This is a genomic window from Rhodoferax sp. GW821-FHT07G04 (genome assembly GCF_059418585.1).
Genome location: NZ_JBWKQD010000005.1, coordinates 57,384 through 79,256, shown reverse-complemented (window position 1 = coordinate 79,256; position 21,873 = coordinate 57,384). Strand labels below are relative to the sequence as shown.

Here is a 21,873-nt window from a genome sequence, read left to right as displayed (position 1 = left end):
CAGGTTGTGGTAGTTATCGGTGATTTTCAATAATTATCGATAATTATTTAGCCAAGCATTCGCTTTGGCAAGGCCATGACCCCCCGGACAAACCCGGGGGCTGCTGCATTTATTTGGATGTTGTGGAGCGGCCCCGCGCCCAAAACCAGAAGCCTATGCCACCCAGAATCATGGGCACGCACAGCCACTGGCCCATGCTCATGCCCAGCGACAGCAGGCCCAGGTGCGCATCGGGTTCGCGGAAAAATTCGGCAATGAAGCGGAACACGCCATAACCAAACAGGAACGCGGCAGCCACCTGCCCTTGCTTGCGCTCCTTGCGGGCGTAGAGCCACAGCAGCACGAAGAGCAGCAGGCCTTCCATCAAAAACTGGTAGACCTGCGAGGGATGGCGCGGCAGATCGCCTGCGCCGGGGGTGTGAAAGACCATGCCCCAAGGCAATGACGGATCGGCCAGCCGGCCCCACAGTTCGCCATTGATGAAGTTGCCGACACGCCCCGCCGCCAAGCCAGTGGGCACGCAGGGTGCCACAAAGTCGGCCACCTGCCAGAAAGGTTTGTTGCGCGACGCGGCAAACCACACCATGGCCACAATGACACCCAGCATGCCGCCGTGGAAGCTCATACCCCCCTGCCAGACATACAACACCTCCAAGGGGTGGGACAGGTAGTAGGCCGGCTTGTAAAACAGGCAATAGCCAATGCGCCCGCCCAGCACCACGCCCATGACGCCCATGAACAAGATGTCTTCCACATCGCGGTAAGACCAGGCACCCGCCCCTTGGATGGAGGCGAAGGGCTGGTGACGCAGCCGCAGGCGGCCCAGCAGCATGAACAGCGCGAAGGCGGCGAGGTAGGTCAGACCGTACCAATGGATGGCGATAGGACCCAATTGCAGGGCCACGGGGTTGATTTGGGGGTGGGTCAGCATGGCCGGTATTTTGCACGCAAGCCCGGGGGGCTTTTGTGTGGCGGCCGACTTAACCCCGGGGCGCGAACTCCAGGAAGCGTTCCAGCACCGGACTGGTGTGCAGCCAGACCAGACTGGTCTCGCAGTGGGGCACCGGACCTTGCACCGAACGGTATACCACACCGGGGCGCTGGAACTGCCGCACACTGGCCGGCACCCAGGCCAAGCCCAGGCCGGCAGAGACCAGGTTGACGATGGTCTGCATCTGTATCGCCTCTTGCGCCACCAACGGCAGGCGCTCTGCGGCGTGGTACATGCCGAAGATGGCGTCGTACAGGGATGGCACGATGCGCCGCGGGAAGGTCACCAGCGGCTCTTGCCAGATGTCACCCAGATTGAGTTCAGAGCGTTGCGCCAAAGGGTGTTGTTCGGGCAAGGCTAAGACCAGCGGCTCGCTGGCCACTGTCAGGCGTTGCAACTGCGGCGGTGCAAACCCCGGCGCGTGCAGCATGAAGCCGGCATCCAGCTCCGCACGTTCCAGCAGCGGCAGTTGCACATCGCCCGTACTCTCCAGTAACTCCAGCTTGACGCCAGGGCACTCCTTGCGAAAAGCCATGCTCCACTGCGGCAACAGCGAGTAACCCGCCGTGGACACGAAAGCCAGGCGCAAACGCCCGGCCTCCCCCACCCCCGTGGCACGGGCCAACGCGGTCAGGTCGCGGGCACGCTGCAGCAGGTCACGGGCCAAAGGCAACAGCGTGAGCCCGGCGGCCGTCAATTGCACGCTGCGCTTGGTACGGTCGAACAGACGCACGCCCAGCGTCTGCTCCAACTGGGCAATGGCCTGGGTCAGCGGCGGCTGGGTCATGTGCAAACGCTGTGCGGCACGGCCAAAGTGCAGCTCTTCGGCCAGCATCGCGAACTGGCGCCACAAGCGCAGCTCTACAAAAGGTAATTCGGTTTGCGAAAGACTCATATGTTCCACATATTAATTGATGCTTAAAAATATATTGGAAGCTTTTTGTCCTGCGAGGCATACTTTGCAGACTTCACCCCATTCCTCACACAGAAGAGCACACCATGGACACCAAACCCGTCATCCTCAACCCCCGCAGCAAGAACATCACCGAGGGCAAGAGCCGCGCGCCCAACCGCTCCATGTACTACGGCATGGGCTACGAGGAAGGTGACTTCAAGAAGCCCATGGTGGGTGTCGCCAACGGCCACAGCACCATCACCCCCTGCAACAGTGGCCTGCAAAAACTGGCGGATGCAGCGATTGCAGGCATTGAAGAAGCCGGCGGCAACGCACAGGTGTTTGGCACCCCCACTATCTCGGACGGCATGGCCATGGGCACCGAGGGCATGAAGTATTCGCTGGTGTCCCGTGAAGTGATCAGCGACTGCATCGAGACCTGCGTACAAGGCCAATGGATGGACGGTGTGGTTGTAGTTGGCGGCTGCGACAAGAACATGCCCGGTGGCCTGATGGGCATGCTGCGCGCCAATGTGCCTGCCATCTATGTGTACGGCGGCACCATCCTGCCCGGTCATTACAAAGGTCAAGACCTGAACATCGTCAGCGTGTTCGAAGCCGTGGGCCAAAACGCCGCTGGCAATATGAGCGACGAAGACCTGCTGCAGATCGAAAAACGCGCTATCCCCGGCACTGGCTCCTGCGGCGGCATGTACACGGCCAACACCATGTCGTCCGCGTTCGAGGCACTGGGCATCTCCCTACCCTACTCGTCGACGATGGCCAATCCGCACGATGAAAAAATGAACTCCGCCAAGGAATCGGCCAAGGTGCTGATCGAAGCCATCAAGAAAGACCTGAAGCCGCGCGACATCGTGACGCGCAAGTCCATCGAAAACGCCGTCGCCGTCATCATGGCTACGGGCGGCTCCACGAACGCCGTGCTGCACTTCCTGGCCATTGCCCATGCGGCGGGCGTGGAATGGACCATTGACGACTTCGAGCGCGTGCGCGTCAAGACGCCGGTGCTGTGCGACCTGAAACCCTCGGGCAAATACTTGGCTGTGGACCTGCACCGCGCCGGAGGCATCCCCCAAGTGATGAAGACACTGCTGGCCGCCGGCCTGCTGCATGGCGACTGCATCACCATCTCGGGCCAAACGGTCGCCGAAGTGCTGAAGGACATTCCCGATGTGCCGCGCGCCGACCAGGACGTGATCCGCCCCATTGACAAGCCCATGTACGCCCAGGGCCATTTGGCCATCCTGAAGGGCAACCTGAGCCCCGAAGGTGCTGTCGCCAAGATCACCGGCCTGAAGAACCCGGTGATGACCGGCCCGGCCCGCTGCTTTGACGACGAACAATCCGCACTGGCGGCCATCCTGGCCGGCAAGATCAAGGCCGGCGACGTGATGGTGCTGCGCTACCTGGGCCCCAAAGGCGGCCCCGGCATGCCCGAGATGCTGGCCCCCACCGGCGCACTCATTGGCGCCGGCCTGGGCGAAAGCGTGGGCTTGATCACCGATGGCCGCTTCTCCGGCGGCACCTGGGGCATGGTGGTGGGCCACGTGGCGCCCGAGGCCGCAGCGGGCGGCACGATTGCCTTTGTGCAAGAAGGGGACTCCATCACCATCGACGCGCACCAACTCAAATTGGAATTGAATGTGGCGGAAGCCGAAATCGCCAAGCGCCGTGCCGCATGGACAGCACCCAAGCCCCGCTACACGCGCGGCGTGCAGGCCAAGTTTGCGTTCAACGCATCAACGGCCAGCAAGGGTGCGGTGTTGGATAACTACTGATTCGGGATTGTTGGCACGGCCCCTCAAAAAGCCTCTGCTCCAGACAGGCAAAAGCGCTGCTTAGTCAGCGCTTTTTTCTTTTCTTGGCACTGAGCAAGCCCATGGCCTCGCGGTTGCGCTCAATGCGATCCTGCTTCTTCCGGTCCTCCAGCTCCATGGCCTTGCGTTTGGTGTAGCCCGAGGCATCGGCCCAGGTCCACCATACAACGGCTACCGCAAATGGTGACATGACGGCCCACCAGCTCCACAGCGCGACCGGGCCGATTTCCAGATACTTCAGGGCCATCAGAATGGCGCCTAAACCCACGAGATACATGACAGTCTCCTCTTTCACCCGATAGCAGCGCATCCAACACACGCAACTGTGCCACCATGGGCCTTGCTTCATACGCTTTCCACTGTAACCCAAGCCTCTCCAGCCGTGGCCTGCATACATGGCCCAGGTGTAAAAAAAGCCCGCGGTTACGGGCTTTTTTTGAAGGTCGCTGTGCAAGCGCTCAATAGGCTTGGCCTAACTGATCCAGAATCGCCGGATTCTCCAGCGTAGACGTATCCTGCGTGATGGCCTCGCCCTTGGCCAGCGAACGCAGCAAGCGGCGCATGATCTTGCCGGAGCGGGTCTTGGGCAGGTTCTCGCCAAAGCGGATGTCCTTGGGTTTGGCAATGGGTCCGATTTCCTTGGCCACCCAATCGCGCAGTTCCTTGGCGATGGCCTTGGCCTCATCGCCCGTGGGGCGGGCACGCTTCAGCACTACAAAGGCGCAGATCGCCTCGCCGGTCAGGTCGTCCGGGCGGCCCACAACGGCGGCCTCGGCCACCAGGTCGCTCTTGGCCACCAGGGCCGACTCAATTTCCATCGTGCCCATGCGGTGGCCGGACACGTTGAGCACGTCATCGATACGGCCTGTGATGCGGAAGTAGCCGCGGTCGGCACTGCGTACCGCACCATCGCCGGCCAGGTACAACTTGCCACCCATCTCCTCGGGGAAGTAGGCTTTCTTGAACCGGTCCGGGTCGTTCCAGATGGTGCGGATCATCGACGGCCATGGGCGCTTGACGACCAGGATGCCGCCCGTGCCATTGGGGATGGGGTTGCCCACCTCGTCCACGATGGCGGCCATGATGCCGGGCAACGGCAGCGTGCAGCTACCGGGCACCAGCGGCGTGGCGCCGGGCAGCGGGGTCATCATGTGGCCACCGGTTTCGGTTTGCCAGAAGGTGTCGACGATGGGGCAGTTCTCGTGGCCCACGTTCTTGTAGTACCACATCCAGGCTTCGGGGTTGATGGGCTCGCCCACCGAGCCGAGGATGCGCAGGCTGGATAGGTTGGATCGGTCCGGGTGCACCGAGGCATCGCCCTCAGCGGCCTTGATCAGCGAGCGGATCGCGGTGGGTGCGGTGTAGAAGATCGTGCATTGGTGGCGCTCAATCATCTGCCAGAAGCGGCCAGCGTTCGGGAAGGTGGGAATGCCTTCAAAAATGATCTGGGTTGCGCCGGCGGCCAAGGGGCCATAGGCCACATAGGTGTGGCCGGTGATCCAGCCGATGTCGGCTGTGCACCAGAACACATCGCTGGGCTTCAGGTCGAAGGTCCAGTCCATCGTCAGCTTGGCCCACAGCAGGTAGCCGCCCGTGGAGTGCTGCACACCCTTGGGCTTGCCGGTGGAACCCGAGGTGTAGAGGATGAACAGCGGGTGCTCCGCGTCCACGGGCACCGGCGCGCATTCGGTGCTCTTGCCGGCCAGGGCCTCGTCAAAGGTCTTGTCGCGACCGGCCACCATATTGCAGGCGGTCTTGGTGCGCTGGAAGACGTAGACATTCTTGATGGTGTCGCAGCCGCCTAGCCCCAAGCCTTCGTCCACGATGGCCTTCAACGGCAGTTCCTTGCCGCCGCGCATCTGGTAGTTGGCGGTGATGACGGCCACGGCGCCGGCGTCGATGATGCGTTCTTGCAAGGCCTTGGCGGAGAAGCCGCCGAACACCACGCTGTGCGTGGCGCCAATGCGGGCACAGGCCTGCATCGCAATCACACCTTCCAGCGTCATGGGCATATAGACCAGCACGCGGTCACCCTTCTGGATGCCGTCGGCCTTCAGCGCGTTGGCAAACTGGCTCACACGGGCCAGCAACTCTTTGTAGGTGGTCTTGGTGACGGTGCCGTCATCGGCTTCGAAGATGACGGCGGTCTTGTTCTCGGTGGGGGTGCCAATGTGTTTGTCCAGACAGTTGGCGCTGGCATTGAGTTCGCCATCGTCAAACCACTTATAGAACGGTGCGTTGGACTCGTCCAGCGTGCGCGTAAAGGGCTTGTTCCACACCACGTTCTCGCGGGCCAGACGGGCCCAGAAACCTTCGAAGTCTTTGTCGGCTTCGGCACACAGGGCGTTGTAGCCATCCATACCCGAGACGCGGGCATTCTTGACCATGCTGTCACTGGGCATGAAGACCCGGTTTTCAATCAGCATGGATTCGATGGCGGACGAAGGGGTGCTCATGGGGTTTGTCTCCTCGGGTGTCGATACGAATTGGCGTGTATGTTGTTGGACTGCACTTACAGGTCACTGACTTTACACAACAAAGCCCTTTTGCCGCAGGCGTGAGTTACAAGCTGACAACTTCCGCTTGGGGCGGCCTTTTACAATGCGGGGATGCAAGACGCTCCGACGCCCAAACCCTCTTCCAACCGGTCCCTGACCCCATTGTCCCGCGCAATCTTTTCCAGCCGCTGGCTGCAATTGCCGCTGTACCTGGGTTTGATTGCCGCGCAGATGGTTTATGTCGGGCACTTTTTGGTGGAATTGTTCCATTTGATTGAAGCCGCGTTTGGTAATCAGCATGCGCTGGAGCAACTGGTCAAAAGCGTGGGCTATAAGGACTCCGTCGAGATCACCGGGCTCAACGAGACCATCATCATGCTGGTGGTGCTGGCCCTGATCGACGTGGTGATGATTTCCAACCTGTTGATCATGGTTATCGTCGGCGGATTTGAAACCTTTGTGTCACGTATGAACCTGGACAGTCACCCCGACCAGCCCGAGTGGCTGAGCCATGTGAACGCCTCGGTGCTCAAGGTCAAGCTGGCCACCGCCATCATTGGCATCAGCTCCATCCACCTGCTCAAGACCTTTATCAACGCCGCCAATTACGACGAGAAAGTGCTGATGTGGCAGACGCTGATCCACATCACCTTCCTGCTGTCCGCGATGGCGATTGCCTTCACCGACCGGCTGATGCACCCAGCCACGAATCACCACTAGTCTTCTTCAAACCATCGCTGGAACCCCACCATGAGCACCACGACAACAACCATCCGCCAGGCCGACTTGATCGAGTCCGTCTCCGCCGCGCTGCAGTACATCAGCTACTACCACCCCACCGACTACATTGCCCACCTGGCGCGTGCCTATGAACGCGAACAAAGCCCTGCGGCCAAGGACGCCATCGCGCAGATCCTGACCAACAGCAAGATGAGCGCCACCGGCCACCGCCCCATCTGCCAGGACACCGGCATCGTCAATGTGTTCCTCAAGGTCGGTATGGATGTGCGCTGGGAAGGCTTTACCGGCAGCCTGGACGATGCCATCAACGAAGGCGTGCGCCAGGGCTACAACCACCCCGACAACACGCTGCGCGCCAGCGTCGTGGCCGACCCCGAATTTCTGCGCAAGAACACCAAGGACAACACGCCAGCCGTCATCTTCACCGAGATCGTGCCCGGCAATACCGTGGATGTGACCGTGGCCGCCAAGGGTGGCGGCTCCGAGAACAAGAGCAAGATGTACATGCTGAACCCCGGCGACAGCGTGGTCGACTGGGTGCTCAAGACCGTGCCCACGATGGGCGCCGGCTGGTGCCCGCCCGGCATGCTGGGCATCGGCATTGGCGGCACTGCAGAGAAAGCCGTGTTGATGGCCAAGGAAAGCCTGATGGACGACCTGGACATGTACGAACTGCAGGCCAAAGCGGCCAGCGGAGCCGAACTCTCCAGCGTCGAAAAATTGCGCCTGGAGCTGTTTGAGAAAGTCAACGCGCTGGGCATTGGTGCCCAAGGCCTGGGTGGCCTGACCACGGTGCTGGACGTCAAAATCAAGATGTACCCCACCCACGCCGCCAGCAAGCCGATCGCGATGATCCCCAACTGCGCCGCCACCCGCCACGCGCACTTTGTACTGGATGGCTCCGGCCCTGTGTACCTGGATCCGCCCAGCCTGGACCTGTGGCCCAATGTCAACTGGACGCCCGACACCCAAAAGAGCAAGCGCGTGGACCTGAATACGCTGACACCGGCCGAAGTGGCCAGTTGGACACCCGGCCAGACCCTGCTCTTGAACGGCAAGATGCTGACCGGCCGCGACGCCGCGCACAAGCGCATCCAGCAGATGCTGGCCAAGGGAGAAAAGCTGCCGGTGGACTTCACCAACCGCGTCATCTACTACGTGGGTCCCGTTGACCCCATCAAGGGCGAGGCCGTAGGCCCAGCCGGCCCCACCACGGCCACGCGCATGGACGGCTTCACCGAGATGATGCTGGCGCAAACCGGATTGATCTCCATGGTCGGCAAGGCCGAGCGCGGCCCGGTCGCCATCGAGGCGATCAAGAAGCACAAGAGCGCCTACCTGATGGCCGTGGGCGGCGCGGCCTACCTGGTGTCCAAGGCGATCAAGGCAGCCAAGGTGGTGGGCTTTGCCGATCTGGGCATGGAAGCCATCTACGAGTTCGACGTGGTCGACATGCCCGTGACCGTGGCCGTGGATTCCGGCGGCACCAGCGCCCACATCACTGGCCCGGCCGAGTGGCAAAAGAAGATCGCCACCGGCGAATTCAAGGCCATTCCAGTGACATCGGCCTGAGCCTGCCAGCATTGACAACAGGCGCAGACATCCCGCACACCGACAGCGCCCCCGCGGATCGGCGCGGTGACGCCATTGGCGTGTTCGACAGCGGCGTCGGCGGCTTGAGCGTGTTGCGGGCGCTGCGCGCCGAGCTGCCCCATGAGCGCTTTGTCTACGTGGCCGACAGTGGCCACGCGCCCTATGGTGAGCGGGACGATGCCCACGTTATCCGCCGCGCCTACGCCGTCACCCGCTACCTGGTCGAGCAACACCGTATCAAGGCCCTGGTCGTGGCCTGCAACACCGCCACGGCGGCGGCCATCAAGGCTTTGCGACAGGACTTTGCCGACCTGTCCATTGTGGGCATAGAGCCCGCCCTCAAGCCGGCGGCCAAGCTGAGTCAGACCAAACACATCGGCGTGCTGGCGACCCGCGGCACGCTGGGCAGCGAAAAATTCCGAACACTGCTGGCATCGCTGGAAGGCCAGGCGCGCTTTGTGCTGCAAGCCTGCGATGGCCTGGCCGATGCCATCGAGCGCGACGATGCTACGAAAATTGAAGCGCTATGTGCAGACTTCACGAGGGCTATGGGCCCATTTGACACAGAGCGTGGTGGCGTGGACACCCTCGTCCTGGGCTGCACCCACTACCCCTTTGCGACCGAGGTGCTGCACACGTTGGTGGGGGCGTCGGTCCAGCTATTGGAAGGCGGCCTTCCCGTGGCCCGGCAAACCCGCCGCCTGCTGGCAGAAGCGAATTGCCTCGCGGAATCACTAGCACTCGCTGGCGACGCGGCGCCAAACGTGGCCTACTTCACCACCGGCCAGCCCCAGGCCCTGCAAACTGCGGTGCAGCGTTGGCTGCAATGGCAGGTCGGCGAAGTGCAGGCCCTGAACCTCGCCTAAAGCGCTGCGTTTACGTGGGCGTCAAATATACCCAAAGCAGGTATATTGGAGATGACTAAAAGGAAAAATAGCCGCTAGCCCTCGCCAAATATGCGTGAGTAGCTAGCAAATGTATAGCGCGCATGGCTACAATGGGACGCACGGCGTAGGCTGGCCAGCCAGGAGGGACTCGAACCCCCTACCCCGAACTTAGAAGGTTCGTGCTCTATCCGGATGAGCTACTGGCTGTCAAGCGACCGAATTTTACCTATGTTTGCTGCGCCCGCACGGCCCACAGAGCAGGCCCAAGGCCATTGGCTAAAATCGCCCCCTTCCCCCTCCACCCAGGAACACCCCCCATGCACCATGGCAGCACTGCTTGCTCCCTCTTCATCCTGCTCACTTGCTGCCAGTTTTCAACCAACGCCTTCGCCGAAGAAAAACCCCTGTGGGAGGCCGGCCTGGGCGTAACCGTCCTGCAGCTGCCAGCCTACCGCGGCTCCTCGGAGATGCGCAACGACGTGCTGCCCATTCCCTATCTGGTCTACCGGGGTGAGCATCTGAAGGCGGATAAGGACGGCGTGCGCGGTGTGCTGTTTGACTCGGACCGGTTTGAGGTCAACCTCAGCCTGGCCGCATCGCCACCGGTGGACAGCAACACCATCAAGGCCCGCCAGGGGATGCACAACCTGAATTCCAGCGTAGAGCTGGGTCCGTCGGTGGACGTCAAGCTGTGGCAGTCCAGCGAGCACGGCGCCAAGCTCAAGCTGTTTCTGCCCCTGCGCGCCGCCATGACGGTGGAGAGCGATCCCAAGTCCATTGGCTGGCAGTTCACGCCGCGCCTGAACCTTGACGTGGCCAACCCCTTTGGCCAGACTGGGTGGAACTTTGCCGTGGTGGGCGGCCCTGTGTTTGGCAGCCGCGACCAGCACGACTACTTCTATGGCGTGGCGCCCCAATACGCCACGGCCACGCGGCCCGCCTTTGAGGCCAAAGCCGGCTATGCCGGCATGCAGTTCTTGTCCGCCGTCTGGAAGCGCTATCCGTCTTTCTGGGTTGGTGGCTTTGCACGCTACGACGACTTGAGCGGCGCCGTGTTTGAAAACAGCCCACTGGTGACGCAGAAGAGCGGGTTCTCGGGTGGCATTGCCATTTCCTGGGTGCTGGGCCAATCCAGTCGACGGGTGCTTGTCGACTAGGCGAAATCGAAAATACGGGCCCGGACGTTTACACTTTGAACATGATACAAACAGCAAGCTTCGTAGAGGAAACGAGTTTTGGTAATTGGTTTCTGAAAACCAAGGTCTGGAAACGCAGCGTATTGGTCCGTGCCCTGGACGATTTGCAAAGGTTGCTCTTGCCCCAGCGGCTACCGGCACACCCCCGCATCATCGATGTGGGCTGCGGTTTTGGCCACTCCTTTGATGAGCTGGCGCAGCGCTTCACCCCCTCCACCATCGTGGGCTTGGACGCCGATCCGGGCCTGCAGACACGCGCTGGCGACATGGCCCGCAACTGCGCGTGTGCCGTGGAATTGCGGGAGTCCAATGCAGCCCGTACCGGTTTGGCGGACGGCGAGTTTGATGTGGTGTTTTGCCACCAAACCTTCCACCACATCGTGGAGCAAGAAGCGGCCATGGCGGAGTTCTACCGCATTCTGAAGCCGGGTGGCGTGCTGCTGTTTGCAGAGTCCACCAAATACTATATTCACTCGCCGCAGATTCGCTTGCTGTTCCGCCACCCTATGGAGGTGCAGAAGACCGCCGACGAATACATCGCCATCGTGCGGTCGGCCGGATTCCAGGTGCCCGACGAGAAGATATCCCTGCCCTATCTGTGGTGGAGCCGGCCCGATATCGGCTTCTTCGAATGGCTGGGCTTCAAAGTGCCCACACAGCGCAACGAAACCCTGGTCAACCTGGTGGCCGTCAAGCCCGGAGCGGCTACTCCTGCCGCTCCTGCACACTGAGTGGAAAGCAGCCGCGCCGGCTGTCTCCATCCTTGAAGCCCCAGCGCACGGCAAGCGGCGTGGCCAGCGCTGTCTTGTCGCACACATACAACCGCTTTTGCGCACGCGCGTGGGCCGCGCGCTCCAGCGAATCACGGTCGGCATAGAACGGCGTATCGGACAGCGGCAAGCCTACGGCTGCACTCTCCTCCTGCAAAATCTGCAAGTACTCGACCATGCGGTCGGCGGTAAACAAGTTCGTGTCGTGGAAAGCGATGACAACCGGCAGCACGCCGTCCGCCTCGGGTAGCAGCCCGGCGGCGCGAACCTGTGCCACCCGCTCCAGACTGCGGCGCAAATGGGAGCGGCTGCGCAGGCTGAAGATCCAGCCGTAGATCTTGCCATCGTTGGCACTGGCATCCGCTTGCAGCATCTCCATACCAGCCTGCTCATACGCGGCCAGCGTGGCGTCGGTGTACACCCAATCGGGCGGCCGTACAAAGCGGACCGGGCCCGGGCATTGTTGGGTGATCGCCAGATTGCCTTGGACGATGGACTCGGCCAGCTCGTCCGGCGCCAGGCGCGGATGGGGCACATGGCCCCGCGGCGTACCCGAATGCAGGCCCAGCACATGGCCGTTGGCGCAGGTATCGTGCATCAGTTGCCGGCCCGCATCGCTGTCACCATGCTGCTTGTGGACCGACTGCACAAAGAACAGCGCCTTGATGCCCGGCATGACCGGGTTCTGCGCCAATGCCCGCTGCACTTTGACGGTGCTGGAAGGGGCGACAATGTCTGGGCCATCGTCAAACGTCAGCAGGAAACGCACCGGCGCCACAGGCTGTGCGCCCAGGCCTCCACTGAACAGCAACAGGCCCAACGACCAGGCCGGCAATGCGCGGGCAGAACCCAGCATTCGGAGAAATTTCAAACTAGCCATCCATTTCCACATACTGATGCCACAGAGCAGCGCCCACCTCCCAGTGCGCGGGCCAGCGGCTGTGCAATGCAGCCAAACCGTTCGCCGCCACGGATAGCACCAGCCCCTGTTGTACAAACCGCCAAGTCGCGCCGTTGGCCGATGCCATGTCAGACGAGCGCGTTTGGATGGCACGCAGTGCAGCCATGTCAAAAGACAAGCCCTTTTGTTTGAGCCGCGCTTCCTTGCGGGTCCACAACTGGTTGAAGGCCAGCATGACCTCGTCCCCCTGCATGCCGCCCAAAGCGAGTTGCTCCTCTTCGCTACACACCCACTGCGCGATATCGGCGGTCGAACGCCGGGGGTTCGTCCGCTCCAGGTCAATTCCCACGGCTTCACCCCCCACAGCACAGGCCACATAGTCACCGCTGTGGGAGATCGAGAGGTACGCAGGGCCGCCCAACACCTGCGGCTTGCTGTCGGGGTCCGCACTGATGTGCCAATCGGCCGGTGTGCCACCCAGCGCCTCGCACAGCATCGTCTTGGCAAGCCAGCGACCCGCGAGGAACTGCTTGCGCCGTCCTGGGCTGGCTATGGCTTGGGCACGCAGGCTTTCATGCGCTGGTGAGACCTGCCCATGCGACTGCCAGTCGGCCAGCAACACATCGCATACCTGGACCGCAAACCGGGGACCCACTCCGAAAATTACTTCTCGACCGTGGCGTAGGTGCCTTTGAGTGCTACACCCGCCATCAGGCCACCGGCGTGGCATTCCACCGTGGTGTCGCTGGTGGTTTCGTTCTTTTTGTAATAGCTGGTGATGCCAATGACAGCATTTGCGCCCTTTTCCTTGGCGGTGTTTTGCAGGCTGATCAGCGCGCTCAAAATCACCCACTTGCAACTGACATCATCGCTCTTGCCAAAGGCGTTGGTCTTGGGATTGGTAACGTCTTCATTGAACTTTTTGACCACCTTGGGAGTCGACTGGCCCGCCAGGAAGAATTGCACACTGCCATCCAGCTTGGTCTTGGCTTCGGGCATGTCCAGCACATCGGCCAGGCGGATATTGACGGCGGTATCGCGGGCATGGGCTGGGGCCAGCACGGTCGTGGCGGCCAGTGCCAGGGCGATCAGCATTCTTTTTTTCATGAAAACTCCTTAAGGGTGGTGGGATGCACAGGTACAGGCCTGTGCACGGGGAATCAGTCTTTCCAGCGCCGCAGGACCAGCGAGGTATTGATGCCACCGAAGGCAAAGTTGTTGGTCATCACGGTATCGGTCTGCAATGTGCGCCCGTCACCGGTGATGTAATCCAAGGCGGCACACTTGGGGTCTACCTGCTCCAGGTTCAGCGTAGGAGCAAACCAGCCACTGCGCATCATTTCTATCGTCATCCAGGTTTCCAGCGCGCCGCAGGCCCCCAGGGTGTGACCCATATAGCTCTTCAACGAGGAAATGGGCATGCGCTCGCCAAACACACTGTGGGTGGCGTGGGACTCGGCCACATCCCCGTGGTCGGTGGCGGTTCCGTGGGCATTGACGTAGGCAATGGCCGAAGGCGGCAAGCCCGCATCGTCCAGTGCCAGGCGCATGGCCTGTGCCATGGTTTCGGCATTGGGTTGGGTCACATGGCGACCGTCGCTATTGGTGCCATAGCCGATGATTTCCGCGTGAATGGCGGCCCCACGGGCCAAGGCATGCTCCAACGACTCCAGCACCAGGGTGCAAGCGCCCTCGCCCAGCACGAGGCCATCGCGGTTGGCGTCGAAGGGACGTGGCGTCAGCTCAGGGGATGCGTTATGTTTTACGCTGGTCGCAAATAGCGTGTCAAACACCGCAGCCTCGGTGGCATCCAGTTCCTCGGCGCCGCCGGCCAGCATGGCGACCTGCTTGCCGCTTTGGATCATCTCGTAGGCGTAGCCAATGCCCTGGCTGCCCGATGTGCAGGCGCTGGAGGTTGGCACGATGCGCCCCGTCAGCCCCAAGAACACGCCGATATTGACCGCCGCCGTGTGCGACATCATCTTGATGTAGGTGGTGGCGTTGATGCCCTCGGTGGACTTGTTGATGATCATCCGGCCGAAGTCGCCCATGGACTTGGGTGTGCCCGAAGACGAACCGTAGGAGACACCCACCCGCCCGCTCTTGAGCACCGGGTCATGCAGCAGGCCCGCGTCTTCCAGCGCCAGTTCGCTGGCCCGTACCCCCATCAGGGCCACGCGGCCCATGCTGCGCGTGGACTTGCGGTTGTACTTTTCGGGAGGCAAGTCAAACGGTTGTGCAAGCGCACCCACGCGGGTGTTCAACCCCTCGTAGTCTTCCCACTCCTGCATCACCTGAACCGCATTTTTCTTGGCCTTCAGGCGCGTATGGACGGTTGCCCAGTCGTGGCCCAAGGGGCTGATGGCACCCATGCCGGTTACTACAACACGTGTCATCCGACCATTCCCCCGTTCACAGAAATCACTTGCCGCGTAATGTAGGCAGCATCTTCACTCAATAAAAAACTCACCGCCGCTGCCACTTCGCCTGGCTGGCCCACGCGTTTGGCGGGGATCATCTTCAGCGCCTCTTCCAGCACATGCGCGTCTACCATCTCGGTTTCAATCAGCCCTGGAGCGACGCAATTCACGGTGATGGCACGGCTGGCCAGCTCAACCGCCAACGCTTTGGTAGCGCCGATGATGCCGGCCTTGGCCGCACTGTAATTGACCTGCCCACGGTTGCCCATGATGCCCGACACCGATGACAAGGTCACGATCCGCCCCGGCTTGCGCCTGCGCACCAGAGGCATGGTCAATGGATTCAGGACGTTGTAAAAACTGTCCAGATTGGTGTGCACCACGGCATCCCAGTCTTCGGGTGGCATCGCTGGAAAGGCATTGTCGCGGGCGATGCCTGCATTGCAGACCACGCCGTAGTAGCAGCCATGGGCCTCCACATCTTCCAACAAGATGCGGGATGCTGCGGCACGGTCGGCAACATCAAACTGCAGCACGCGCACGCCGCGGCCCAAGCCGCGAATCTGCTCGGCCACCGCCTGCGCCTGCTCCAGCCCGCTGCGGCAATGCAACACGATGTCGTAACCATCGCGTGCCAAGCGCAAGGCGATGGCCTTGCCTATACCCCGGCTGGACCCGGTTACCAAAACGGTCTTGTCACTCACGCACATCCCCCATCAAAAATGCATTGGCATCGGCCGGCTCAAACACGGTCAGGCTGGCGCTGGCAACGGTCTGCCCGTCCAGCTGGATCTGGCAGTCAAATTGCCCCAGGCCATTGTCAGCCTGAAACTGCCGGTGCACCTCCACACGCAAGGTTTCCCCCAGCGCAAAGCGGGGGCGTTCGCAGGTGTAGCGCCGGCTGCCCAGCAAAAAACCGATCTTGGGCACTTCACCGCGCAGGCGCGCGCGCCAACCGGCCCAAGCCGCCACGGCCTGGGCCATGTATTCAATGCCAACCCAGCCATCGACACCGCCGTTGGCAAAAAACAGGCCGTCTTCGCGTATCGTGACCTCGCAGGACAAGCCTTCCGCCTCTCCGTCGATCGCACGGTCCAGCAGGCACATCTTGCCAGCATGGGGCACGATGGCCGTGATCGGGTAGTTCACTGGCACGCGGGCAGTGCTGGGCGTGTTTGCGGGCATGTGTCCGGTTGTGTGCATGGTGGAATCGCGATCAGGCCTGCGCAAGCACCAGGCTTGCGTTGCTCCCGCCAAAGGCAAACGAATTGCTGAGCAGGTATTGGGGAGCACGGCCCAGGGTCTGGCCAGGTTGCACGATCTGGAGCGGGGACAGCTCAGGGTCCAGCTCGCCATCCCACCAGTGCGGGGGCAGCAGGCCTTGCGGGTTGTCACACAGTGTCAGCCAGCACAATGCCGCCTCCAAGGCGCCTGCACCACCCAATGTGTGGCCAGTCAGGGGCTTGGTCGAACTGACCGGGGTGGTGGGTGAAAACACCTGTCCCACGGCCAGAGACTCCACGCTGTCGTTTTGCCGCGTAGCCGTGCCGTGCAGGTTGACATAGTCCACGGCCGATGGCGGAATCTGCGCGCGCTCCAAAGCCCCGCGCATGGCTGCCAGTGCACCAGTCCCCTGGGGAGACGGGGCCGAGATGTGGTACGCGTCGGACGACTCGCCCCAACCCGCCAAACGAACGGCACCGGGCTCTCGTGTCATCAGAAACAACGCCCCCCCTTCACCGACATTGATTCCGCTACGGTTGCGGCTCAGAGGGTTGCATCGCACAGGGCTGATGGCCTCCAGTGCCGAAAACCCGGCCACCGTGAAATGGCTCAGGGCATCCATGCCACCGGCGATGACCGCATCGGCCATGCCCGCATTCAGCAGGCGCGCCGCACTGGCCAAGGCCTTGGCGCTGGACGAACAGGCGGTGGAAACACCGACCACCGGCCCGTACAAACCCAACTCGGCGTTGAGCGCCATCACCGGCGAGCCCATTTCCTGCAGGCTGAAATGAAAATCTGACGGAAGGGTTTGCTGCGCCGCATATTGGGCGATGGCAACCTCCGCCTCGCCAATACCGGCAGTGCTGGTGCCCACCACAACCGCAACCCGGTGCGCACCGTAGCGTGCAATGGCTGCGTCGACGGCCCCACGGATTTGTTGCAAAGCGGTTAGCAGCAGAGCATTGTTGCGGCTGCGCAAGCTATAGGGCAATCCGTCAACAGAATGCAAGGCCTGCGTCACGGCACCCAGAAACAAGGTCTGGCCAGGAACAATGGATGCATTGGCTGCTACGCCACTGACCCGGTCTGCGAACAGGCCTGCGCGCACGCAGGCCTTGTCGGCCCCGAGGGCACACACCACACCGACTTCATTTAAATAAACTGATGACTGCACCATGAAAGTCAGTTCCCCGCCTCTTGCGCGGATTCTATCGTCAGGCTATAGCCCTCCAACCGGTTCTCCATCCGGCTGCGCCCGCCCCATCGGGCGGCAGAATCGTAGTGGATCAGCAAAACAAGGGTCGTACCGTGGCTGAGCGTCCGCTCGTTGTTCTGCTCCTCCAATTGCCAGCCGGCGGGCAACACCTGGCGCAATGCCTCCAGTGGTGCATACATCCACTGCACATCACGCAGCACATAAGCCGCGTCCACCTCTGCTGGCAGTAGCGGGTGACGCTCGCTCTTCAGCGCAACGCCATCCCAGCTCAAGGTCAGCACGCGCTGCCCCAGCGCAAATGCGGCCAAGCGCACCTGCTCAGCGTCGATTTCCAACAATGTGTCCAAGCTGCGCGTTGCAACGGGTCGCCCATCCGGTGCGCGCTCAACGGTCAGGCGTTGCGCAACACTCACCGTAACGCCCATTTCCGCTGGTGCCAAGCGGGGCTGCGGCAGTTGCACGGATGGCGCAACCGGAGCAGCACATGCGCCGACGAGCAGCACTATAAGAAACCCGGTCAGGCTGCGCACACCTGCTCCAATACCTTCAAACGGTGTGGCTGGGCAACATAGGGGTTACGCGTATCCCAGGCATAGCCGGCGAGAATCGCACTGATCATTTTGCGAACCTCGCTGGATTGCCGCTCATAGAAGATGATGCTTTGAAAACCTCCGGCATACCAGCTCTCTACAAAGGCACGGAAAGCATCCACGCCGGCTTTGAGCGGTTCCGCGTAATCGGTCTGCCAATCGACCGCCTCGCCACGGAATACCCGCTCCAGGGCCGCCGCTGCCAGGCTGGCCGACTTGACCGCAATGGTTACCCCGCTGGAGAACACCGGATCCAGAAACTCCCCCGCATTGCCCAGTAGCGCGTAGCCCTTTCCGTGCAGCGACTTCACATTGGCCGCGTAGCCCACCAAACTGCGCGCAGGCGTATCCCACATCGCATGGCTAAGCAAGTCTGCAAGCGTGGGCGTCTGCGCAACAATGGCTTGCAGCCGTTCGGTTTCCGTACCCGAAAATTGGTCCAGAAATTCACGGGCAGCGACCACCCCCAAAGAGCAGCGGCCATTGGAAAAAGGAATGGTCCAAAACCACACATCCACGTGCTCAGGATGAATGGTGATCAATATCTTGTTTCTATCGAAACTGCCTGCGGAAATATGGTCTTCGATGTGCGTGAAGTAGGCTCCCCGCACTGGGAAAGCCGAAGGCGTCTCCAGATCCAGGAGGCGCGGCAAGACACGGCCGAAGCCACTGGCGTCCAACAGAAATTGAGCGCTGACCTGGTAAGTCACTCCATCGGGCGTGACGACTTGGACCACAGGTCTCTCTGCGCTGACATCAACCGTGACCACTTGGTGGCGGAAGCGGACTTCGGCGCCAGCCTTCTCGGCCGCACGGATCAGCACATGGTCAAAGTCCGCTCTCTGCACCTGGTAGGTCGTGCCCCAGCCAGCCGAAAACTTGTCTCTGAAGTCGAAGGACGTCTCTTGGTCCCCACGTACAAATGCGGCACCGTTCTTGTATTGGAAGCCAGCCTCTACAACGTCCTGCAAAAAGCCTGCTGCCGCAATGTATTCCATGCTTTGCGGCAGCAGGCTTTCGCCAATGGAGAAGCGGGGAAATTGCTCTTTCTCGACGACCAAAACACGCCGCCCTTGCTGTCGCAGCAAGCCCGCTGCTACGGAGCCGGACGGGCCGGCGCCTATGATCAAAACATCAACGGATTCAGTCTGCATGGTAGGAATTCCTCCCGGGATTTGTCTTTTTTGGAGTTGGCAGGAACAAGGGCGTCAGCACCCAACTGAGGGCTATGCCCAAGAGCATGGTCAGACCGAAGGCACGCAACGCCGGGGTCGCAGACAAAGCCAGCAGGCCAAAGGCCAGCAGGGTACTGGCCGCTGCCAATGTGACCGACAAAAAGGGGCGAATCGCATCACGGTCGGGCTGCTCCAGCATAAAAATCCCGTAGTCCACGCCCATGCCCAGTATCAGCAACAAGGCCAGGACATTGAATAATTGCAGCGGCTGGCCCAATAGCGCCAGTGCGGAGAGCGTCAGGGCACTGGCCAGCGCAGTCGGGATCAAGGCGCGCCAAGCCCTTGCGCCAAAGCGCCAGGCCAATGCTGCAAACACCAGGCTATAGCTGATGGCGATGACACCCCCCATGCGGTACCGGTACCGTGCCATGACGCCAGAGACTTGCGCAACGGAGTCAATCCACCGCACACCAACCAATGACGAGGCAATTCGGGCAGCAGCATCCAACTTGTCTGGCGTATCGATGCCCCGCAGCCACACGATGCTGGCGTAGCCATCTGCAAAGCGCCCCAGCCATTGCTGGCGAAAGGGCTCCGATGCAGGGTTGGCCAACCACTGGTCCAACAGCAGGGGCTCCGTGGCAGAAGGGGCCGGAGCTGCGGGCTTGGCTTCGCCCAGGGCCGCCATGGCCAAAGCCGCAACGCCGCCCTCACCGTGCACGACGCGCTGGATGGTTGCGGCATCCTCGGCCTGCCGATGGGCCGATGGCACCCAGTCGGTAATGGCTTGGTAAGTGGACAGACCTCCGGAGGACTGCAGACTATCTAGCCGAGCCTTCAGGGTCTCCTCGCGCACCAGCACTTCTTCAGGGTTGGTACCTTGCACCAAATAGAACTGTCCCGGGCTTGGCAACTGCAGCAGCTTTCCAATGCGCATTTGCCGTGCAATCAAATCTGGAGGAGCGCTTTGCAGCAGGCGGATGTCGTCATTGACCCGCACCACTGAACCTCCCGCAACCAGCAGGGTTGCAGCGCCCAACGTAAATACCAATGTCAAACGGTTGCGCCCCAACACCGGCCAAAGCGCCCTGCGACTACCAATCCACTGCGCCAGGCGCGTGGTGCCCATGGTCCCGCCATCCAAAAACGGGAACCACCACAAGACGGTAACAAAGGCAGCCAATAGCCCCACTGCAGAAAACACCGCAATCTGGCGCAGACCTGGAAACGGTGTCAAGGCCAGTAAAGCGTAGCCAATCGCTGTGGTCAGCATCGCAAGCCACATTACCGGAGCCTGTTCGCGCAGCATAGACCAGCGATCCGCCGGGGCGCGACCCAGGCGGTTGCTGAAGTAATTAGTGCCATAGTTTTCCGCCACGCCCACCAGGCTGGCGCCAAACACCAGGGTGATCAAATGCAGGCGTTCAAACACCAAGGCGCACACCGAAATCGCGGCCAGCAAGCCAATCGCGATCGACAAGGTGACCAGAATGCGCGGGCGGATTGCACTGAAAGCAAACAGGGTCAGCAACACGATGCCCACCAAGGAGCCGAGACCAATCGTGTGCATTTCGTGCTGTCCCTGGGCCGCCGCCGCCGCGGCATACAAAGGCACGCCAATGGCAAGGACTTCCGCCGATGGCACCGCAAGCTTCGCCTGCTGTTCAGCATGCGCCAGCACGGGGATCAAGGCATCCTGTGCCGCCATGGAAAACGCCGAGCCCTTCTGTTCCACACTCAGAAAGGCATAGTGGTGGTCACCATCTACAAGGGACAAACGGCCATCCGTCACACGAACCCGGCTCTCGCCGGCGCGGGCGGCTAACCAGCCCCCAAACAGGTTCAAGGGGTCCTCGCGCCATTCGCCCACACGTGGCATCCCCATGGGGCGGTACAAGGCTTCCACGGAGCGACGTGCCAATTGCTCTGGGGGCTGCGTCTGCAGCATTTGGCGCTGCTGATCGGTCAGCAATTGTGCGCGCCAAGGTTTAAAAAAATCCACCATTTGCGCGGCCAGTGCGTCGTCCACACGATACCGCACTGACGCCACCGCAGGGGCACCGGACAGGGCCTCCGCATAGGCATCGGCTGCCTGACGGGCACCGGACCAGTCTGTTCCGCCCACGAGAACCACGATGCGCCTGGACGCGGCATCGGTAAGCTGGCGCGTGACGTTTTGCAGCGTCAGGTCGCGCTCATCGCTGGGCAGCATGGCGAGCACGTCGGTATCGAGTTGCAGCCGCGCGCCGGTCCATAGCCAGGCGTTGTGGCCCAGTATCGCCAGCACCAGCGCCAACCACAGACAGGCCAGCCAACGGGCACGCGCCAAAGACTGTGGGTTATCAGTCAAACCGCGCGACCTCTTCGGCGCTCAGTTTGGGCGGCTCAGGGGTTTGCTTGAAGAATTGGATAACGGTACGGTCACCATTGGCTTCATCCATTGCAATCCGCCGCACGTAGGAATCCCCACTGAGCTCCACGCGCGTCAAAACTTTGGCGAATGCCGACTGTTTGGGCAGCAGAAGCAAGGACCAGGACTTGGCATCCACTGTGCCCTCGACCTTGAACTGCTGGGCCAATGCCGCGATATCGCCATTGAGCAAGGAAAACATCAGCCCATTGATGACACGTACCGTGGGCTCCGTGCTGGCCGATACGCGAAAGGCCAACTCGCCTCCCTGTGTTGCCACGATTTCATTGGGGGTGAGCTTGAGCACGCCGGCAAATGGCTCACGGGTGCGCCAGACCACGCCACGTTCGCGGGCGACCAGGAAGTCGCCCTTGGAAAGCAAGGCTTTCTTGAAGCCCGCCACTTGCTTGCTCTGCTCGAACTCGCCGCGTAGAACCGCGGGCTGCCCCAGGCGGGCACGTACGTCGGTCATCAGGTCAGCGGCACTACTAACCAATGTGAGCGAACATAGAAGAAGCCCTAGCC

General features: G+C 61.5%; 21 protein-coding genes and 1 tRNA gene. 6 read left to right on the top strand and 16 right to left on the bottom strand.

The genetic code is table 11. From position 1 onward, the window contains the following. Nucleotides 1-109 precede the first annotated feature (109 nt). Nucleotides 110-931, bottom strand: coding sequence for a prolipoprotein diacylglyceryl transferase (gene lgt, locus AC07OO_RS21495; RefSeq protein WP_495084192.1), 822 nt, complete (start codon nt 929-931; stop codon nt 110-112). Between the two features lie 49 nt (nt 932-980). Beyond that, nucleotides 981-1,886, bottom strand: coding sequence for a LysR family transcriptional regulator (locus AC07OO_RS21490; RefSeq protein WP_495084191.1), 906 nt, complete (start codon nt 1,884-1,886; stop codon nt 981-983). A gap of 104 nt (nt 1,887-1,990) precedes the next feature. Here AC07OO_RS21490 and ilvD point away from each other — a divergent pair, with 104 nt between their 5' ends. Continuing rightward, nucleotides 1,991-3,685 (top strand): dihydroxy-acid dehydratase, encoded by a 1,695-nt coding sequence (gene ilvD, locus AC07OO_RS21485; protein WP_495084190.1) that lies wholly within the window; start codon nt 1,991-1,993, stop codon nt 3,683-3,685. Nucleotides 3,686-3,749: 64 nt separating this feature from the next. On the opposite strand, the gene AC07OO_RS21480 is transcribed toward ilvD, so the two are convergent. Continuing rightward, nucleotides 3,750-4,001 carry a TIGR04438 family Trp-rich protein gene (locus AC07OO_RS21480; protein WP_495084189.1) on the bottom strand — a complete coding sequence of 84 codons (252 nt, stop codon included), beginning with the start codon at nt 3,999-4,001 and terminating at the stop codon, nt 3,750-3,752. Between the two features lie 181 nt (nt 4,002-4,182). Beyond that, the gene (acs, locus tag AC07OO_RS21475; RefSeq protein ID WP_495084188.1) at nt 4,183-6,180 is read right to left on the bottom strand and encodes an acetate--CoA ligase; all 1,998 of its coding nucleotides are present in this window, start codon (nt 6,178-6,180) and stop codon (nt 4,183-4,185) included. A gap of 153 nt (nt 6,181-6,333) precedes the next feature. Here acs and AC07OO_RS21470 point away from each other — a divergent pair, with 153 nt between their 5' ends. The 3 genes from AC07OO_RS21470 to murI are packed head-to-tail and all read left to right on the top strand — an operon-like array spanning nt 6,334 to nt 9,422. After that, the gene (locus AC07OO_RS21470) at nt 6,334-6,942 is read left to right on the top strand and encodes a TIGR00645 family protein (RefSeq protein WP_495084187.1); all 609 of its coding nucleotides are present in this window, start codon (nt 6,334-6,336) and stop codon (nt 6,940-6,942) included. A gap of 30 nt (nt 6,943-6,972) precedes the next feature. Then, nucleotides 6,973-8,535, top strand: a complete 1,563-nt coding sequence (locus tag AC07OO_RS21465) for a fumarate hydratase (protein WP_495084186.1) — start codon at nt 6,973-6,975, stop codon at nt 8,533-8,535. A gap of 29 nt (nt 8,536-8,564) precedes the next feature. Beyond that, nucleotides 8,565-9,422, top strand: coding sequence for a glutamate racemase (gene murI, locus AC07OO_RS21460; protein WP_495084451.1), 858 nt, complete (start codon nt 8,565-8,567; stop codon nt 9,420-9,422). 151 nt (nt 9,423-9,573) lie between these two features. On the opposite strand, the gene AC07OO_RS21455 is transcribed toward murI, so the two are convergent. Next, a tRNA-Arg gene (locus tag AC07OO_RS21455) sits at nt 9,574-9,650 on the bottom strand. 110 nt (nt 9,651-9,760) lie between these two features. On the opposite strand from AC07OO_RS21455, the gene AC07OO_RS21450 reads away from it, so the two are divergent. Then, nucleotides 9,761-10,600, top strand: a complete 840-nt coding sequence (locus AC07OO_RS21450; RefSeq protein ID WP_495084185.1) for a MipA/OmpV family protein — start codon at nt 9,761-9,763, stop codon at nt 10,598-10,600. A 41-nt stretch (nt 10,601-10,641) separates the two neighbouring features. Beyond that, nucleotides 10,642-11,370: a class I SAM-dependent methyltransferase gene (locus tag AC07OO_RS21445; protein ID WP_495084184.1), complete on the top strand. Its 729-nt coding sequence runs from the start codon at nt 10,642-10,644 to the stop codon at nt 11,368-11,370. Here the strand turns inward: AC07OO_RS21445 and AC07OO_RS21440 are convergent. From AC07OO_RS21440 to AC07OO_RS21390, 11 genes are all read right to left on the bottom strand, one after another. Continuing rightward, nucleotides 11,345-12,280, bottom strand: coding sequence for a polysaccharide deacetylase family protein (locus AC07OO_RS21440; RefSeq protein WP_495084183.1), 936 nt, complete (start codon nt 12,278-12,280; stop codon nt 11,345-11,347). The genes AC07OO_RS21445 and AC07OO_RS21440 overlap by 26 nt on opposite strands. 1 nt (nt 12,281) lies before the next feature. Next, entirely contained in the window at nt 12,282-12,965 is a 684-nt protein-coding gene (locus AC07OO_RS21435) for a 4'-phosphopantetheinyl transferase family protein (RefSeq protein WP_495084182.1), read from the bottom strand. Between the two features lie 8 nt (nt 12,966-12,973). Further along, nucleotides 12,974-13,417, bottom strand: coding sequence for an excinuclease ATPase subunit (locus AC07OO_RS21430; RefSeq protein ID WP_495084181.1), 444 nt, complete (start codon nt 13,415-13,417; stop codon nt 12,974-12,976). 53 nt (nt 13,418-13,470) lie between these two features. After that, nucleotides 13,471-14,706 (bottom strand): beta-ketoacyl-ACP synthase, encoded by a 1,236-nt coding sequence (locus tag AC07OO_RS21425; RefSeq protein WP_495084180.1) that lies wholly within the window; start codon nt 14,704-14,706, stop codon nt 13,471-13,473. Further along, a complete protein-coding gene (gene fabG, locus AC07OO_RS21420; RefSeq protein ID WP_495084179.1) occupies nt 14,703-15,440 on the bottom strand; it encodes a 3-oxoacyl-ACP reductase FabG in 738 nt (245 codons plus the stop codon). The genes AC07OO_RS21425 and fabG overlap by 4 nt, the downstream gene beginning before the upstream one ends. Next, nucleotides 15,427-15,933 (bottom strand): hotdog family protein, encoded by a 507-nt coding sequence (locus AC07OO_RS21415; protein ID WP_495084178.1) that lies wholly within the window; start codon nt 15,931-15,933, stop codon nt 15,427-15,429. The genes fabG and AC07OO_RS21415 overlap by 14 nt, the downstream gene beginning before the upstream one ends. 13 nt (nt 15,934-15,946) lie before the next feature. Beyond that, nucleotides 15,947-17,134, bottom strand: a complete 1,188-nt coding sequence (locus tag AC07OO_RS21410) for a beta-ketoacyl-ACP synthase (RefSeq protein ID WP_495084177.1) — start codon at nt 17,132-17,134, stop codon at nt 15,947-15,949. 5 nt (nt 17,135-17,139) lie between these two features. Beyond that, the gene (locus tag AC07OO_RS21405) at nt 17,140-17,613 is read right to left on the bottom strand and encodes a DUF3261 domain-containing protein (protein WP_495084176.1); all 474 of its coding nucleotides are present in this window, start codon (nt 17,611-17,613) and stop codon (nt 17,140-17,142) included. A gap of 77 nt (nt 17,614-17,690) precedes the next feature. After that, a complete protein-coding gene (locus AC07OO_RS21400; RefSeq protein ID WP_495084175.1) occupies nt 17,691-18,917 on the bottom strand; it encodes an NAD(P)/FAD-dependent oxidoreductase in 1,227 nt (408 codons plus the stop codon). Next, nucleotides 18,907-21,288 (bottom strand): MMPL family transporter, encoded by a 2,382-nt coding sequence (locus AC07OO_RS21395; RefSeq protein ID WP_495084174.1) that lies wholly within the window; start codon nt 21,286-21,288, stop codon nt 18,907-18,909. The genes AC07OO_RS21400 and AC07OO_RS21395 overlap by 11 nt, the downstream gene beginning before the upstream one ends. Beyond that, a complete protein-coding gene (locus AC07OO_RS21390; RefSeq protein WP_495084173.1) occupies nt 21,281-21,820 on the bottom strand; it encodes an outer membrane lipoprotein carrier protein LolA in 540 nt (179 codons plus the stop codon). The genes AC07OO_RS21395 and AC07OO_RS21390 overlap by 8 nt, the downstream gene beginning before the upstream one ends. Nucleotides 21,821-21,873: the final 53 nt, after the last annotated feature.

What these genes read in the sequence shown, in the direction of transcription:
- AC07OO_RS21480 (WP_495084189.1), bottom strand. Translation starts at nt 4,001, where the DNA reads ATGTATCTCGTGGGTTTAGGCGCCATTCTGATGGCCCTGAAGTATCTG.
- AC07OO_RS21490 (WP_495084191.1), bottom strand. Translation starts at nt 1,886, where the DNA reads ATGAGTCTTTCGCAAACCGAATTACCTTTTGTAGAGCTGCGCTTGTGG.
- AC07OO_RS21410 (WP_495084177.1), bottom strand. Translation starts at nt 17,134, where the DNA reads ATGGTGCAGTCATCAGTTTATTTAAATGAAGTCGGTGTGGTGTGTGCC.
- fabG (WP_495084179.1), bottom strand. Translation starts at nt 15,440, where the DNA reads ATGTGCGTGAGTGACAAGACCGTTTTGGTAACCGGGTCCAGCCGGGGT.
- ilvD (WP_495084190.1), top strand. Translation starts at nt 1,991, where the DNA reads ATGGACACCAAACCCGTCATCCTCAACCCCCGCAGCAAGAACATCACC.
- AC07OO_RS21450 (WP_495084185.1), top strand. Translation starts at nt 9,761, where the DNA reads ATGCACCATGGCAGCACTGCTTGCTCCCTCTTCATCCTGCTCACTTGC.
- AC07OO_RS21415 (WP_495084178.1), bottom strand. Translation starts at nt 15,933, where the DNA reads ATGCACACAACCGGACACATGCCCGCAAACACGCCCAGCACTGCCCGC.
- AC07OO_RS21430 (WP_495084181.1), bottom strand. Translation starts at nt 13,417, where the DNA reads ATGAAAAAAAGAATGCTGATCGCCCTGGCACTGGCCGCCACGACCGTG.
- AC07OO_RS21470 (WP_495084187.1), top strand. Translation starts at nt 6,334, where the DNA reads ATGCAAGACGCTCCGACGCCCAAACCCTCTTCCAACCGGTCCCTGACC.
- AC07OO_RS21400 (WP_495084175.1), bottom strand. Translation starts at nt 18,917, where the DNA reads ATGCAGACTGAATCCGTTGATGTTTTGATCATAGGCGCCGGCCCGTCC.
- AC07OO_RS21390 (WP_495084173.1), bottom strand. Translation starts at nt 21,820, where the DNA reads ATGACCGACGTACGTGCCCGCCTGGGGCAGCCCGCGGTTCTACGCGGC.
- AC07OO_RS21465 (WP_495084186.1), top strand. Translation starts at nt 6,973, where the DNA reads ATGAGCACCACGACAACAACCATCCGCCAGGCCGACTTGATCGAGTCC.
- lgt (WP_495084192.1), bottom strand. Translation starts at nt 931, where the DNA reads ATGCTGACCCACCCCCAAATCAACCCCGTGGCCCTGCAATTGGGTCCT.
- AC07OO_RS21445 (WP_495084184.1), top strand. Translation starts at nt 10,642, where the DNA reads ATGATACAAACAGCAAGCTTCGTAGAGGAAACGAGTTTTGGTAATTGG.
- AC07OO_RS21425 (WP_495084180.1), bottom strand. Translation starts at nt 14,706, where the DNA reads ATGACACGTGTTGTAGTAACCGGCATGGGTGCCATCAGCCCCTTGGGC.
- acs (WP_495084188.1), bottom strand. Translation starts at nt 6,180, where the DNA reads ATGAGCACCCCTTCGTCCGCCATCGAATCCATGCTGATTGAAAACCGG.